The organism is Salipiger sp. PrR003 (assembly GCF_010500785.1).
Taxonomy (GTDB): domain Bacteria; phylum Pseudomonadota; class Alphaproteobacteria; order Rhodobacterales; family Rhodobacteraceae; genus Salipiger; species Salipiger pacificus_A.
On sequence record NZ_JAAGOV010000055.1, the window covers coordinates 1 to 14,383 of the forward strand.

Sequence of the window (14,383 nt, forward strand, 5' to 3'; positions counted from 1 at the left end):
GCTTGCCGCCCCCGGGGCGGCCACGACCGCCGCCGCCGCCGCGCTGGGCGCGGGCGGGCTCGGCCGGGCGTTCGCCGTAGAGCGTTTCGATCTGCTGGCCGATCAGCTTTTCGATGCCACGCAGGTCGGCCATCTCCTCGACCCCGCAGAAGCTGACGGCGCGGCCGTCACGCCCGGCACGGGCGGTGCGGCCGATGCGGTGGACGTAGTTGTCCGCCACGTTCGGCAGGTCGAAGTTGTAGACGTGGCGCACGTCGGGAATGTCGATGCCGCGCGCGGCGACGTCGGTGGCCACCAGCACGCGCATCTCGCCCTTGCGGAACGCATCGAGCGCGCGGTTGCGCTGGCCCTGGCTCTTGTTGCCGTGGATCGCGCCGACGGCGAAACCGGCCTGGTCGAGCTTGCGCGACAGCTTCTCGGCGCCGTGCTTGGTGCGGCAGAAGACCAGCGCCAGCTCGTCGCGGTGATCGTCAAGAAGACCGGTCAGGGTCTCGATCCGCTTTGGCGTTTCGACGAAGACCACCGATTGCTCGATCTTGTCGGCGGTCTTGCCCGGAGGCGCGACCTGGATGCGCACCGGATCGTTCAGGTAGGCGCTGGCGATCTCGTTCATCTGCTTGGGCATGGTGGCTGAGAAGAGCAGCGTCTGGCGCTTGGCCGGCAGGTCACGGGCGATGCGGCGCAGCGCGTGGATGAAGCCGAGGTCGAGCATCTGGTCGGCCTCGTCGAGGACGAAATGCGTCACCTGGTCGAGCTTCAGCGCGCCGCGATCCATCAGGTCGATGAGACGGCCGGGGGTGGCGATCAGCAGGTGCGTGCCCTTTTCGAGCTTGCGCGACTGCACGTTGATCGAGTTGCCGCCGACCACCAGCGTCAGGCGCAAGTGCGCGCCGGTGAGCACCGACGAGAGCGTGTCGTGGATCTGCGCGGCGAGCTCGCGGGTCGGGGCGAGAATCAGCGCCTGCGCCGATTTCGGCGCGCAGCGGGTCTGGCTGGCGAGCAGCGCATCGGCGATCGGCAGGCCGAAGGCAAAGGTCTTGCCGGTGCCGGTCTGCGCAAGGCCCATCACGTCGCGACCGGCGAGGGCCTCGGGGATGGCCTGGGTCTGGATGGGGGTCGGCTGAGTGAGATTCTGCTCGGCAAGGCGAGCCAGAAGGGTGGGGCGGAGCCCCAGCGTGTCGAATGTCATGAAAATCCTTTCGGGGAGGGCCAAGAGGGCCGTCGCCGGATGTGCGCCTTCGCGCGGGAGGAGATGTGCAGCGGGCTGCGATTGGCGCGCGGGCCGGATTGCCCGAATGCCGTAATCGCAAGAACTCCTTCGCGAGGCCGGACCCATGGAAGGGTGCCAACGGCGGGAAATCTGGCATCGCAGGCGCGGGGCGGTTGGCCCCGGGCTGGTAAGGAACCGGCGATCACGCGGGGTAAATGGGGGAAAATGGCCGGAAAGTCAATGCAGGGCGTGTGAAATGGCCTGACACAGGATCATCGCTTGTAATTCCGGGTTGGAGGGGGCATTTAGGTCGGGCTACTGAATTTCGATTCTGATTCCTCCACGGCTCAGCTTTCGACTTTGAGCCGCCAGGTCGCTGCGCTTTGTGGGCGACACAGATAGAGGAATACAATCATGGCAACTGGTACCGTCAAGTGGTTCAACACCACCAAAGGTTTCGGCTTCATCGCACCCGATGGTGGCTCGAAAGACGTTTTCGTGCACATCTCGGCTGTTGAGCGTTCGGGCCTGACCGGCCTCGCCGACAACCAGAAAGTGTCGTTCGACATCGAAGCAGGCCGTGACGGCCGCGAGTCGGCGATCAACCTGGAACTGGTGTAAGCCAATCCGGATGGGGCCAAGGCCCCGCCAAGAGATACGGAAGAGCGGACCCTCGGGTCCGCTTTTTTCGTTTTCAGAGGTCTGTCCGCCCGGCGGTCTGTCGGCCCGGCGACGTCGCTCCGGGCCGAGCCTCACACCCCCGCCCGCTGCGCCCCTGCCGCGATGGCCTCGCGCAGCTTGCGTTCCAGCATCTTCTGCTTGGAAGGGGTGAAGTACTTCAGCCCGAACATGTCCTTCACGTAGAAGGTGTCGACCACCTGCTCGCCGTAGGTCGCGATGACCGCAGAGACGATGTAGACATGGCTTTCCGACAGGGTGCGCGTCAGGTCGTAGAGCAGCCCCGGACGGTCGCGCGTATCAACCTCGATGATCGTGTAGATGTCCGAGCCCTCGTTGTCGAAGCTGATCGACGTGGGCACCTTGAAGGCCTGTTCGCGCTTTTTCAGCTTGCCGCGCTGCTCCATGGCCTCGCGCGGGCGGACTTCTCCCATCAGCGTCTTGCGGATCATCTCGCGCAGGCGGGGCAGGCGGGCCTCTTCGTAGGGCGAGCCGTCGGCATCCTGGATCCAGAAGGCGGCGGTGGCATAACCGTCCTTGGAGGTGAAGGTGCGCGCGTCCACCACGTTGGCGCCGACCAGCGAGAGCGCCCCGGCGAGCCGGGCGAAGATTCCCGGGTGATCCTGCAGCGCAAAGCAGGCGCGGGTGGCATCCCGGTCCTCGTCGGGGTGGATGTCGATCTTGATCTCGTCATCCTTGATCTCGCGCAGCAGCTTGGCGAAGACCTCGTGGGCGGTGACGTGCAGCCCCTGCCAGTAGGATTCGTAGTGCCGCCCGGTCTCGGTGCGCAGCGCCTTGGCGTCCCAGTCCGAGAGGGCCTCTCGCAGGGCTTTCTTGGCCTCGTTGCCACGGTTCTCGCGGTTGAGCGCCTCCATCCCGTCCTCGAGGCCGCGGCGGGTCTGTCGGTAGAGCGCACGCAGCAGCGCCGCCTTCCAGTTGTTCCACACGTCCGGGCCGACGCCGCGGATGTCGCAGACGGTGAGTACGGTGAGCAGGTCGAGCCGCTCGCGGGTCTGCACCGCCTTGGCAAAATCGCGCACGGTGCGCGGATCGGCGATGTCGCGCTTCTGCGCCATGTCGGACATCAGCAGGTGGTAGCGCACCAGCCATTCGACCGTCGCGCTCTCCTGCTTGCTGAGGCCGAGGCGGGGCGCCACCTTGCGGGCGATCTGAGCGCCGAGCACGGCGTGGTCCTCGTCGCGGCCCTTGCCGATGTCATGCAGCAGGAGCGCGGTGTAGAGCACCTTTCGGTTCACCCCCTCGCGCAGGATTTCCGAGGCGACGGGCAGGTCCTCGGTCAGGTCGCCATGCTCGATCTGCGACAGGTTGCCGATGCACTGGATGGTGTGCTCGTCCACCGTGTAGCTGTGGTACATGTTGAACTGCATCATCGCCACGATCGGCTCGAACTCGGGGATGAAGGCGGCGAGCACGCCAAGCTCGTTCATCCGGCGCAGCGAGCGCTCGGGATTGCCGTGCTTGAGCAGCAGGTCCATGAAGATGCGCTGCGCCTCGCGGTCATTGCGCATATCCTCGTCGATCAGGTGCAGGTTGGCCTTCACCAGCCGCATTGCGTCGGGGTGCAGCAGCAGGCCGGTGCGCAGCCCTTCCTCGAAGAAGCGCAGCAGGTTGATCTTGTCGGACAGGAAGGCGATCGGATCGACGATGGCGAGGCGGTTGTGCACCACCTCGTATCCGTCTTTCACGTTCGGCCCGCGCTTGAACATGCGCAGCAGCAGCGGCGCGTCCTTCTGCTGCTCGGCCTCGAGCGAGGTGAGGAAGATGCGGGTGAGATCGCCCGTCGAGGTGGCGTGGCGGAAGTAGTCCTGCATGAACCATTCCACCGCCCGCCGGCCGCCGCGGTCGCTGTAGCCCATGCGGTCGGCCACCTCGACCTGCATGTCGAAGGTCAGCTGCTCGACCGCGCGTCCTGCGGCGAGATGCATGTGACAGCGGGTGGCCCAGAGGAATTCCTCGGCGCGGTAGAAGGTGCGGTATTCCTCGGGGCGGAACACTCCGAGCCGCACCAGGTCTTCTGTGTCGTCGGTGTGATGAACGTACTTCGTGATCCAGTAGAGCGATTGCAGGTCGCGCAGCCCGCCCTTGCCCTCCTTGACGTTGGGTTCGACCACGTAGCGCAGCCCGTGCTTGCGGTGCCGGTCCGAGCGTTCCTCGAGCTTGGCCGCGACGAAGGCCCGCTCGGTGCCCTTGAAGAGGTCGTTCCAGAGCTTGTCCTCGAGCTCGTCCGCGAGCGGCTTGTGGCCGGTGAGGTAGCGGTGCTCGAGCATGGCGGTGCGGATGGTGAAATCCTCGGCGCCGAGCCGCAGGCAGTCCTTAACCGTGCGCGAGGCGTGGCCGACCTTCAGCTTCAGATCCCAGAGCATGTAGAGCATCGACTCGATGACGCTCTCCGCCCAGGCGGTGATCTTGTGCGGGGTCAGGAACAGCAGGTCGACATCGGAGAAGGGCGCCATCTCGCCGCGCCCGTAGCCTCCCACCGCGAGCACCGAAAGCCGCTCTCCCTTGGTCGGAGTGGGATTGCGGTGCAGGTGCCGCGTGGCGACGTCGAAACAGATGCGCACCAGCCCGTCGGTCACCCAGGTGTAGGCGTGGGTGACCGGAAAGGCGTTGTGGGGCTGGCGGGCGAATTCCCGGGCGATGGTCTCGCGGCTCTGCCTCGCTGCCTCCGAGAGGATTTTGACCACCGTGGAGCGGACAGCGCTTTCGCCGCCCTCCTCGGGGAGAGCGGCGAAAACCTGGGTGCGCAGACCCGCGATGTCGAAGATTTCAAGCGCCGGGGCGATCAGGTCGTCCGGCAGGAACTCGGACGTCTCAGAAACCGGCACCTGAGAAACTGGAGGGGGCAGGGTCAAGGATCGTTACCTGGTTATTCTGAATGGTGGCGACGGCCAGACCACGCTCGTTGGTGCCGTCCGACTTCAGCCTGAATACACCGCCGGTGCCTTGGAAACCAGCAGCTTGCGTCAGTGCGCGGCCCGTGAGGGCATCACTGCGGCCCTGCGCGACCAGGGCGCCGATGGCGGCAACCCCGTCGAAGGCGAGACCGGCCAGCGGGTGCGGCTCGGCCCCGTAAGACCCCCTGTAGCGGGCGTTGAAGTTCCGCTGCATCGCCTGGTCGGGCATGGTGAACCATGCCCCCTGCGCGCCGGGATAGGAGAAGAGCTGCGGCGCCACGTCCCAACGGGTCAGGCCGATGTACTGGGTCACCGCCGGGTTCACGCCGTTCTCGGGCATGAGCTGCAGCAGCAGGGGCATGGCGGCATTGGTGGCGTCGGAGGTGATGAAGACCGACTGCGCGCCGCTGCTGCCGACGATGTTGCCCATCGACTGCGCGGTGCGGGTCACCCCCTCGACGCTGAGCTCGTAGGGCTGCTCTGCGACCACCGAGACGCCGTTGCGCGCGGCGGCTTGGCTGATCGCGGTGCGGCCGAATTCGCCCGGCACGTCCTGCGAGTAGAGCACGGCAACCGAAGTGATGCCGCGGCGGGTGCCGAAGCCCATCAGGCGGTCGGCGGTGTTGTTGAACGTCGGGCCGAGGATGAAGAGATTGCCCCCGGCGATCGAGGCATTGTTGGAGAAGGCGAGCACGTTGACGCCCTCATCGGCCACGACCTTGGAGGCCTCGACCGCTTCCTCGCCGCGCAGCGGACCGAGGATGATCCGTGCGCCCTCGTCGACGGCGCGCTGGGCCTGGGCCGCGGCCTGGGCGGGCTGGCCGGCGGTGTCATAGACCGCGAGGTCGATCTGCGCGTTTCCGAGATCGGCGATCGCGAGCCGCGCGGCATTCTCCAGATCGCGCGCCACGGCGGCGGCCGACGGATCGGACTGCGGCACCAGCAGCGCCACGCGGACGGTCTGGCCGGGATCGATGCTCGGACCGCCGCTGCCGGCGGAGCCGAGATCGGTCATGGTCGAGACATCGCAGGCGGCAAGCAGGGCGGCGGTGGCAAACATGGCGACCGGGCGCAGCGCCTTGCGGGCGCGGGCGAAAAGGGCGAACATTGGTGGCGGGCTCCCTCGTTGACGCCCAAGCGGTTCTTCCGCACGAGCATTTGGGAGCAATCATAGTACAGCGGGGGATCGGGTCCAGTGATGAATCCCGAAAGAAGCGGTTTGGTGCCAGGGCTCTACCTGGTATCCACGCCTATCGGAAACGCGCGCGACATCACGCTGCGGGCGATCGACGTGCTGCGCGGCGCCGACGTGCTGGCGGCGGAAGACACGCGCAGTCTCAAGCGGTTGATGGAAATCCTCGGCATCCCGCTCGGCGAGCGTCCTTGCCTCGCCTACCACGATCACAACGGTGCCAAGATGCGGCCGCGGCTGATGGCGCTCCTGGCGGAGGGCAAATCCGTCGCCTATGCCTCGGAAGCCGGCACGCCGATGATCTCGGATCCGGGCTTCGATCTTGCCCGGGCGGCGCGCGAGGAGGGGCACGCGGTGACCGCGGCGCCCGGCGTCTCGGCGGTGATCACCGCGCTGACCCTGGCCGGGCTGCCGACCGACCGTTTCCTCTTTGCGGGCTTTCTGCCCAACGCCAAGGGGGCACGCCGCACCGCGCTGTCGGCGCTGAGGCAGGAGGCGGCGACCCTGGCCTTCTACGAGTCGCCCAAGCGGCTGGGCGCAATGCTGGCCGATGCGGCGACCACGCTCGGCGGAGAGCGCCGCGCGGCGGTCTGCCGGGAATTGACCAAACGTTTCGAGGAAGTGCGCGAAGGCACGTTGGACGAGCTGGCCTCGATATACGCCGAGACGCCGCCGAAGGGCGAGATCGTGGTGCTGATCGGCAAGGGACATTCGGAGAAAATTAGCGACTCTGAGCTAGAAGAGGACGTGTTGGCGGCACTGGGCGAGATGTCGGTTCGAGACGCTGCCGACTACGTGGCGCAGGCCAATGGGATTGCCCGGCGCCCGGTTTACCAGCTCGCGCTCAAGCTCGCGAAAGAGCGCGGCTGAACGGGAAAGGCCGCCGCGTTGCCGGGGGCTCAAGCTTGCTCCCGCGGGCTGCAGGTGATGCGCAGCGAAGCGTGGAACGGGGGCTGGCAACGGCGTCTGGGAATGGCGCTTGGGAACGGCGTCTGGAAAGGGACAGCATGTCGGTACATCCGTCGCAGATGGCGTTTGACTTTGACCGCTCGGCCCCCGTGGCGGCACCCCCGCCGCGGCGACCTGCGGTGGAGGACCGGTTCAGGCGGCGGTCGCGCGGCGAAATGAGCTACTTTGCCGGTCTCGCCGCCGAGGAGGCAATTGCACGCGATTACGAGCGGCGCGGTTACCCGCTTTTGCGCCGTCGCTGGCGGGGGAGATCGGGCGAGATCGACCTGATCTTCCGGGATGGGACTGGCTTTGTCTTCGTCGAGGTGAAGGCCAGCAGGAGTTTCGACCAGGCCCTGGAGCATCTGCATTGCCGGCAGATCCGCAGGCTTCAGAAGAGCGCGGAGGAATTTGTCGGCACACAGCCGCTCGGCGCGCTCAGCGAGATGCGCTTCGACGTGGCCCTGATGGATCGCCACGGGATGATCCGGGTGATCGAGATGGCTTTCGGCCCATAGGCTTCGCGCGGGGCCAGCCCTGCCATTGCGCCTCGCGCGCCGCTGCGCCATGTATGGCGAAAGCCAAGCGCGGAGACCGACATGAAGATCGCCTTTCAGATGGACCCGATCGGGTCCGTGAACATCGACGCCGACAGCACTTTCCGCCTTGCCGAGGAAGCGCAGGCACGAGGGCACGAGCTGTTCTACTACGGGCCCGATGATCTAGCCTATGAGGAGGGGCGGGTGACCGCGCGCGGTCACTGGATGTCCGTGCAGCGGGTGGCGGAACAGCCGGCTGTGCTTGGGCCGCGCACGGTCGTGGACCTGGCCGAGATCGACGTGGTCTGGCTGCGGCAGGATCCGCCCTTCGACATGCATTATATCACCACCACCCATCTTCTTGACCGGATCGCGCCGGGCACGCTGGTGGTCAACGACCCCTTCTGGGTGCGCAACTCGCCCGAAAAACTGCTGGTGCTGAACTTCCCCGAGCTGACGCCGCCGACGACCATCGCGCGCGATCTCGAGACGATCAAGGCGTTCAAGGCCAAGCATGGCGACGTGATCCTCAAGCCGCTCTACGGCAACGGTGGTGCGGGGGTGTTCCGGCTGGACCAGAACGACCGCAACCTCAGCTCGCTGCACGAGCTTTTCACCGGCTTCTCGCGCGAGCCGCTGATCGTGCAGAAGTACCTGCCCGCGGTGAGCAAGGGCGACAAGCGGGTGATCCTTGTTGACGGCGAGCCGGTGGGCGCGATCAACCGCGTGCCGGCCGCGGGGGAGGTGCGCTCGAACATGCATGTCGGCGGTCGTCCGGAAAAGGTTGCGCTGACCGAGCGCGACCGCGAGATCTGCGCCACCATCGGTCCTGTGCTGAAAGAGAAGGGGCAGATTTTCGTCGGCATCGACGTGATCGGCGACTGGCTGACCGAGATCAACGTGACCTCGCCGACCGGCATCCAAGAGCTGGAGCGTTTCGACGGGGTCAACGTTGCGGCGCAAATCTGGAAGGCGATCGAGGCCAAGCGGGCCTGAGCCCGGTCCGGGCGGCGCGGGATGAGCTGGCAGCTGACCGCGCTCAATGCCGGGCTGCGGCTGCTGGCCAAGCCGCGGCTCGCGCGCACGCCCGGGCCCGAGGAAGCGGCGCGCGATCTCGACCAGCACGCGCCGCTCTTCATGCGCCAGCCGCGCCATCTTCTGCACTTGCGGCGGCCCGGCGGGCTGCACTGGATCAGTGCCGGGCCCTGCACGCCGCGGCAGGCGATTTTCTACCTGCACGGAGGCGGCTATATCTCGGGCAGCCCGCGCACCCACCAGGGGGTGATGGCGCGGCTCTCGCGCCTGTCGGGGGTCGAGGTTTGCGCGCCGGACTACCCCTTGGCGCAGGAGGCGCCCTTTCCGGCCGCCATCGAGGCTGCGGGGGCCGCCTGGGAGCGGCTCTGCGGGCTCGGCTATGCGCCGGGGCAGGTGGTGCTTGCCGGCGATTCGGCCGGCGGCGGGCTGGCGCTGTCTCTGCTGGCGCAGCTCTGTGCGCGCGGCGAGGCGCCGGCGGGGGCGGTGGTCTTCTCGCCCTGGACCGACCTTGCCATGCGCGGCGAGAGCCTGCGCCGCAACGCGCGCGCCGACCCCTTTTTGCCGGTGGGACGCATCCGGGAGCTTGTGGAGATCGTGGCAGGCGGCGCGTGCCGCGATGACCCGCGCCTCTCGCCGTTCTATGCCGACTTCCCGGGCTGTCCGCCTGTCCGCCTGTGCTGGGGAGAGAGCGAGATACTCTGCGACGACGGCCTGCGCATGGCGGCGCGCCTGCGGGAGGCGGGGGCCCGGGTGGAGGTCGAGACACACCCACTGGCGCCGCACGCCTGGCCGGTCTTCGATGGCTGGATCCCCGAGGCGCGGGCGACGCTGCGCCGGGCCGCGCGCTTCATTCAGGAGGTTCTGGGCGACACCAGCCGGTAGCTCAGGGCCTCGGCCACCTGCGGGCGGCGCACCTCCTCCTCTCCGGCGAGATCGGCGAGGGTGCGGGCCACCCGCAACACCCGGTGATAGCCGCGCATCGACAGGCCGAAGCGGTCGGCGGCGCGCAGCAGCAAGGCGCGGCTCTCGGCATCCGGCGCGGCGATCTCGTCCAGCCGCCGCCCGTCGACATCGGCGTTGGTGCGCAGGCCCGGGTGGCCCGCGTAGCGCGCCGCCTGCCGCGCCCGCGCGGCGGCAACCCGAAGCGCGACCGAGGCGCTGTCCTCGCCCGAGGGCTGCAGCGACATCTCCTCGAGCGGCACGGGCGGCACTTCGAGGCGCAGGTCGAAGCGGTCCATGAGCGGGCCGGAGATGCGCCCGAGGTAGTCCTCGGCGCAGGTGGGGGCGCGCGAGCAGGCGCGCGCGGGATCCCCGGCCATGCCGCACTTGCAAGGGTTCGCTGCGGCGACCAGCAGGAAGCGGCAGGGGTAGGTGACATGGGCGTTGGCGCGGCTGACAGTGATCTCGCCACTTTCGAGCGGTTGGCGCAGGCTGTCGAGCACGTTGCGGGGAAACTCCGGCAGCTCGTCCATGAAGAGGATGCCGTTGTGCGCGAGGCTGATCTGCCCGGGCCGAGCGCTGCGCCCGCCGCCGGTGAGCGCCGCCATCGAGGCAGTGTGATGCGGCTGCTGGAACGGGCGGGCCATCGACAGCCGCCCCTCGGCCAGCTCGCCGGCCAGAGAGCGGATCATCGCCGTCTCCAGCGCCTCGGACGCCCCGAGCGGCGGCATGAGGCTGGGCAGGCGGCGGGCGAGCATCGACTTGCCGGTGCCGGGCGGGCCGGTGAAGAGCAGGTGGTGCCGCCCCGCCGCGGCGATTTCCAGCGCGCGCTTTGCGCGTTCCTGCCCGGTGACGTCGCAGAGATCCGGCCCCTGCGGTGCGCGCTCCGCCGGGCCGGGCCGGGCAGGCTCGAGCGGTCCGGCGCCGGTGAAGTGGCGGATCGTCTCGGTGAGGTTGCGGGCGGCGAGGACACGGCAGGCCGCGACCCAGGCGGCCTCGGGGCCGCAGTCCGCGGGACAGAGCAGGCTGCGCGACTCGGCGGCCGCGGTGAGTGCGGCGGGCAGGGCTCCGGGGACGGCGACCAATGCGCCTTCGAGCGTCAATTCGCCGAGCGCGACGGTTTCGGCCACGGCATCCGCCGGGATCACCTCGAGCGCGGCCAGAAGGCCGAGCGCGATGGGCAGGTCGAAATGCGACCCCTCCTTGGGCAGGTCGGCCGGCGAGAGATTCACCGTGATGCGTTTCGAAGGCAGGGCGATGGCCAGCGCCTGCAGCGCTGCCCGGATGCGCTCGCGCGCCTCCGAGACCGCCTTGTCCGGCAGGCCGACCACGGCGAAGCCGGGTACGCCGGGAGTGACGGCGCATTGCACCTCGACAAGGCGCGCGTCGACTCCGTCAAAAGCGACCGTATAGGCGCAGGCCCCCATCCTCCGCGATCCCTTTCCAGACGGTGTACGCCAGGATGGCGGCAAGGAGCTTGATGAACGGTTAACCGCTGAGTGGGATACTGCCGATACATAGAAATTTTTTCGTGGCCCCCTAAATCAAGATCAAGGTGCCGGCGACGTCGCGAAAGAGCGCTGCGGACAATTTCTGATGTGCAATTGAAAACAGCGACTTGAGGTACATAAATGCGCGGGTGTGTTGCTCGTGTTTCGCGGTGGAGCCTCGTTGAGGAGGGTTCATTCGGTCGCCCGGACCGCCTTTGTTGGGGCGCGGATCTCCGCTTGCGCAAATTTCTCGGAAACCAAATTGCGTGACGCGTCGTTACTATATCAAAGAGTAACGAGGCCGGCGCGCCCGGCCCAGGCAACGGGGGCCTTGCATGGCTTTGGATTCAACTTTCAATGATCAGACCCTCTCGCGCCGGGCGATGAAGGCGGAACTGCTCGATGCTGAGACCGAGTTGCGTTTGGCCTATGCCTGGCGTGACCAGCGCGACGAGCAGGCCCTGCACCGGCTCATCACGGCTTACATGCGGCTGGCAATTTCCATGGCCGCCAAGTTCAAGCGCTATGGAGCGCCGATGAACGATCTCGTTCAGGAGGCGGGTCTTGGCCTGATGAAGGCGGCGGACAAGTTCGACCCCGACAGGGGCGTGCGCTTTTCGACCTACGCGGTGTGGTGGATCAAGGCCTCGATCCAGGATTACGTTATGCGCAACTGGTCGATGGTGCGCACCGGCTCTACCTCTTCCCAGAAATCGCTGTTCTTCAACATGCGCCGCGTGCAGGCCCGGCTCGAGCGCGAAGCCTCGTCCCGGGGCGAGGTGCTGAACCGCAACACGCTCCGCGAGATGATTGCCACCGAGATCGGTGTTCCCCTGCATGACGTAGAGATGATGGAAGGCCGGCTCTCGGGATCGGACTACTCGCTCAATGCCACGCAGAGCGCCGACGAGGACGGCCGCGAGTGGATTGACACGCTGGAGGACGAGGGCGAGCAGAGCTCGATGCTCGTGGAAGGCAAGCTCGACAATGCCCAGCTGCGCGAATGGCTGGTCAACGCGATGACCTCGCTCAATGATCGCGAAAGGTTCATCGTCCGCGAGCGCAAGCTGCGCGACGAGACCCGGACGCTGGAAAGCCTCGGTCAGGAGCTGGGTCTGTCCAAGGAGCGCGTGCGTCAGCTCGAGGCGGCGGCCTTTGCCAAAATGCGCAAGTCGCTTGAAGCGCAGTCTACCGAGGTGCAACACTTCCTCGCATGATGCGAGCCCTTGCACTGACCCTGATCTCTCTGGCTGCGCCCTCTCTCGCGCAGCAAAATCCTGTCTCTCCGCAGGATGGCACATCCGCCCTCATGGGGGCGGATGTGGTGTTTCTTGGCGAGATCCATGACAACCCCGCCCACCACGCGCGGCAGGCCCAGTTGGTGGCCCAAATAAAGCCCGTGGCCCTGGTCTTCGAGATGCTCTCGCCCGAGCAGGCGGCTCTGGTGACGCCCGAGCTGGTCAGCGACGAGGCGGCGCTCGAGGCGACGCTCGGCTGGAACGACAGTGGTTGGCCGGATTTCTCGATGTACTACCCGATCTTCGCGGCGGCGTCCGAGGCCATGGTCTTCGGCGCAGAACTGCCGCGAGATGAGGCGCGGGCGCTCGGAGAGGGCGATCTGGGCAAGGTCTTCGGCCCCAGCGCCGGTTTTTACGGGCTCGACGAGCCGCTGGATCGCGAAGAGGACGCCGCGCGCCAGCAGCTGCAGATGTCGGCGCATTGCAATGCTCTGCCGCTTGAGATGCTGCCGACCATGGTGGGCATCCAGCGCCTGCGCGACGCGCGACTCGCCGAGACCGCGCTCGAGGCCTATGCCGATCTGGGCGGGCCGGTGGTGGTGATTACCGGAAACGGCCACGCGCGCAGGGACTGGGGTGCCCCGGCGCTGCTCGCACGGGCGGCGGGCGAGGTCTCGGTGGCCGCGCTCGGGCAGGGCGAGACCGGGCAGCGGGCGCCCGAGGGCAGCTTCGATCTGGTCGAGCACAGCGCTCCTGCCGAACGCGACGATCCCTGCGAAGACTTCCAGATGCCCCAGAGCAACTGACCCGCCTTGCCACGACGTGGCGGGGCGGATTGAGTTTTCCCGGCGCGGCCTCTAACACTTGGGGCCGAAGGCGGGGCAGGCGGCCCCGATGGGCGAAGGGCGTGGCACCATGCTTTCCGGCAAACGGATACTTCTGATCATCGGCGGCGGCATCGCGGCCTACAAGTCGCTGGAGCTGATCCGGCGCCTGCGCGAACGCGGCGCCGCAGTGACGCCGGTGATGACCCGCGCGGCCGAGGAGTTCGTCACCCCGCTCTCGGTCTCGGCACTGGCGGGCGAGGAGGTCCACCGCGATCTTTTCGACCTGACGAAAGAGGCCGAGATGGGCCACATCCAGCTCAGCCGTGTCGCCGATCTGGTGGTGGTCTCCCCGGCGACGGCGGACCTCATGGCGAAGATGGCGCAGGGGTTTGCGGGGGATCTCGCTTCGACGCTGCTTCTGGCCACCGACACGCCGGTGCTGATCGCCCCCGCGATGAACGTGCGCATGTGGCAGCACCCTGCCACGCAGCGGAACCTAGCGACCTTGCAAGACGACGGTGTGCGCGTGGTCGGCCCGAACGACGGCGACATGGCCTGCGGCGAGTTCGGCCCGGGGCGACTGGCCGAACCGATGGAAATCCTCGCGGCGATCGAGGCGGCGCTGGCGGAGGGGCACTTGAAAGGGCGGCGGGTGCTGGTCACCTCGGGCCCGACGCATGAGCCGATCGACCCGGTGCGCTACATCGCCAACCGCTCCTCGGGCGCTCAGGGCACGGCGATCGCCGAGGCGCTGCGCGATCTCGGGGCGGAGGTGGTCTTTGTCACCGGCCCCGCCGAGGCGCCGCGCCCCACCGGGGTCGAGGTGATCGAGGTCGAGACCGCCCGCGAGATGCGCGCCGCGGTGCTTGCTGCCCTGCCTGTGGAGGCGGCGGTCTTCGCCGCGGCGGTCGCCGACTGGCGGATGGCCGCGGAGAATGGCTCGAAAATCAAGAAACAGGCCGGCAAGCTGCCGGTTCTGGAATTTGCCGAGAACCCCGACATCCTCGCCGAGGTCTCGCGGATGGCCGAGGGGCGGCCCGGCCTCGTCGTGGGCTTTGCCGCCGAGACCGACGACGTGCTCGCCAATGCGACCGCCAAGCGGGCGCGCAAGGGCTGCGACTGGATCGTCGCCAACGATGTGTCCCCGGCGACCGGCATCATGGGCGGCAGCGAGAACGCGGTGGTGCTGATCTCGGAGGGCGGGTCTGAAGAGTGGCCTCGCATGGGCAAACGGGCGGTCGCCGCGCAGCTGGCAGAGCGCATCGCCGCGGCACTTGGCAGCTGAACCGGGCGCGGCACCGCAAGCGCGGGCCGGACAAGAGTTTTTGTAGAATGACGAAAGGGGCGGGGCCGCGTAGGGCCGCCGCGCTGC

General features: G+C 67.7%; 12 protein-coding genes. 8 read left to right on the forward strand and 4 right to left on the reverse strand.

The annotated features are described in order from the left end of the window. A partial coding sequence (locus G0D83_RS20615; RefSeq protein WP_164196599.1) for a DEAD/DEAH box helicase occupies window positions 1-1,189 on the reverse strand: 1,189 nt, incomplete at its 3' end. Between the two features lie 435 nt (window positions 1,190-1,624). Between G0D83_RS20615 and G0D83_RS20620 the strand changes: the two genes are divergently transcribed. Further along, entirely contained in the window at window positions 1,625-1,831 is a 207-nt protein-coding gene (locus tag G0D83_RS20620) for a cold-shock protein (RefSeq protein WP_095884218.1), read from the forward strand. 131 nt (window positions 1,832-1,962) lie between these two features. On the opposite strand, the gene G0D83_RS20625 is transcribed toward G0D83_RS20620, so the two are convergent. Continuing rightward, the gene (locus G0D83_RS20625) at window positions 1,963-4,761 is read right to left on the reverse strand and encodes a [protein-PII] uridylyltransferase (protein ID WP_370457289.1); all 2,799 of its coding nucleotides are present in this window, start codon (window positions 4,759-4,761) and stop codon (window positions 1,963-1,965) included. Further along, window positions 4,721-5,911 carry a penicillin-binding protein activator gene (locus G0D83_RS20630; RefSeq protein ID WP_164196600.1) on the reverse strand — a complete coding sequence of 397 codons (1,191 nt, stop codon included), beginning with the start codon at window positions 5,909-5,911 and terminating at the stop codon, window positions 4,721-4,723. The genes G0D83_RS20625 and G0D83_RS20630 overlap by 41 nt, the downstream gene beginning before the upstream one ends. Window positions 5,912-6,001: 90 nt before the next feature. Here G0D83_RS20630 and rsmI point away from each other — a divergent pair, with 90 nt between their 5' ends. From rsmI to G0D83_RS20650, 4 genes are all read left to right on the forward strand, one after another. Next, window positions 6,002-6,865 carry a 16S rRNA (cytidine(1402)-2'-O)-methyltransferase gene (gene rsmI / locus G0D83_RS20635; RefSeq protein ID WP_164196601.1) on the forward strand — a complete coding sequence of 288 codons (864 nt, stop codon included), beginning with the start codon at window positions 6,002-6,004 and terminating at the stop codon, window positions 6,863-6,865. A 137-nt stretch (window positions 6,866-7,002) separates the two neighbouring features. Next, a complete protein-coding gene (locus G0D83_RS20640; protein WP_164196602.1) occupies window positions 7,003-7,461 on the forward strand; it encodes a YraN family protein in 459 nt (152 codons plus the stop codon). Window positions 7,462-7,542: 81 nt separating this feature from the next. Beyond that, window positions 7,543-8,478, forward strand: a complete 936-nt coding sequence (gshB, locus tag G0D83_RS20645; RefSeq protein ID WP_164196603.1) for a glutathione synthase — start codon at window positions 7,543-7,545, stop codon at window positions 8,476-8,478. 21 nt (window positions 8,479-8,499) lie between these two features. Then, a complete protein-coding gene (locus G0D83_RS20650) occupies window positions 8,500-9,399 on the forward strand; it encodes an alpha/beta hydrolase (protein WP_164196604.1) in 900 nt (299 codons plus the stop codon). Here the strand turns inward: G0D83_RS20650 and G0D83_RS20655 are convergent. Further along, window positions 9,369-10,883, reverse strand: a complete 1,515-nt coding sequence (locus G0D83_RS20655; RefSeq protein WP_164196605.1) for a YifB family Mg chelatase-like AAA ATPase — start codon at window positions 10,881-10,883, stop codon at window positions 9,369-9,371. The two genes, G0D83_RS20650 and G0D83_RS20655, sit on opposite strands and share 31 nt — an antisense overlap. A 398-nt stretch (window positions 10,884-11,281) precedes the next feature. On the opposite strand from G0D83_RS20655, the gene G0D83_RS20660 reads away from it, so the two are divergent. From G0D83_RS20660 to coaBC, 3 genes are all read left to right on the forward strand, one after another. Further along, window positions 11,282-12,163, forward strand: a complete 882-nt coding sequence (locus G0D83_RS20660) for an RNA polymerase factor sigma-32 (RefSeq protein ID WP_108967022.1) — start codon at window positions 11,282-11,284, stop codon at window positions 12,161-12,163. Beyond that, window positions 12,160-12,990: a ChaN family lipoprotein gene (locus G0D83_RS20665; protein ID WP_164196606.1), complete on the forward strand. Its 831-nt coding sequence runs from the start codon at window positions 12,160-12,162 to the stop codon at window positions 12,988-12,990. The genes G0D83_RS20660 and G0D83_RS20665 overlap by 4 nt, the downstream gene beginning before the upstream one ends. Before the next feature lie 109 nt (window positions 12,991-13,099). Beyond that, a complete protein-coding gene (coaBC, locus tag G0D83_RS20670; RefSeq protein ID WP_164196624.1) occupies window positions 13,100-14,296 on the forward strand; it encodes a bifunctional phosphopantothenoylcysteine decarboxylase/phosphopantothenate--cysteine ligase CoaBC in 1,197 nt (398 codons plus the stop codon). Window positions 14,297-14,383: the final 87 nt, after the last annotated feature.

Excerpts from the sequence above, each read along its gene's own strand:
- G0D83_RS20620 (WP_095884218.1), top strand. The coding sequence starts at position 1,625 with ATGGCAACTGGTACCGTCAAGTGGTTCAACACCACCAAAGGTTTCGGC.
- coaBC (WP_164196624.1), top strand. The coding sequence starts at position 13,100 with ATGCTTTCCGGCAAACGGATACTTCTGATCATCGGCGGCGGCATCGCG.
- G0D83_RS20660 (WP_108967022.1), top strand. The coding sequence starts at position 11,282 with ATGGCTTTGGATTCAACTTTCAATGATCAGACCCTCTCGCGCCGGGCG.
- G0D83_RS20640 (WP_164196602.1), top strand. The coding sequence starts at position 7,003 with ATGTCGGTACATCCGTCGCAGATGGCGTTTGACTTTGACCGCTCGGCC.
- G0D83_RS20630 (WP_164196600.1), bottom strand. The coding sequence starts at position 5,911 with ATGTTCGCCCTTTTCGCCCGCGCCCGCAAGGCGCTGCGCCCGGTCGCC.
- G0D83_RS20655 (WP_164196605.1), bottom strand. The coding sequence starts at position 10,883 with ATGGGGGCCTGCGCCTATACGGTCGCTTTTGACGGAGTCGACGCGCGC.
- rsmI (WP_164196601.1), top strand. The coding sequence starts at position 6,002 with ATGAATCCCGAAAGAAGCGGTTTGGTGCCAGGGCTCTACCTGGTATCC.
- G0D83_RS20665 (WP_164196606.1), top strand. The coding sequence starts at position 12,160 with ATGATGCGAGCCCTTGCACTGACCCTGATCTCTCTGGCTGCGCCCTCT.
- gshB (WP_164196603.1), top strand. The coding sequence starts at position 7,543 with ATGAAGATCGCCTTTCAGATGGACCCGATCGGGTCCGTGAACATCGAC.
- G0D83_RS20650 (WP_164196604.1), top strand. The coding sequence starts at position 8,500 with ATGAGCTGGCAGCTGACCGCGCTCAATGCCGGGCTGCGGCTGCTGGCC.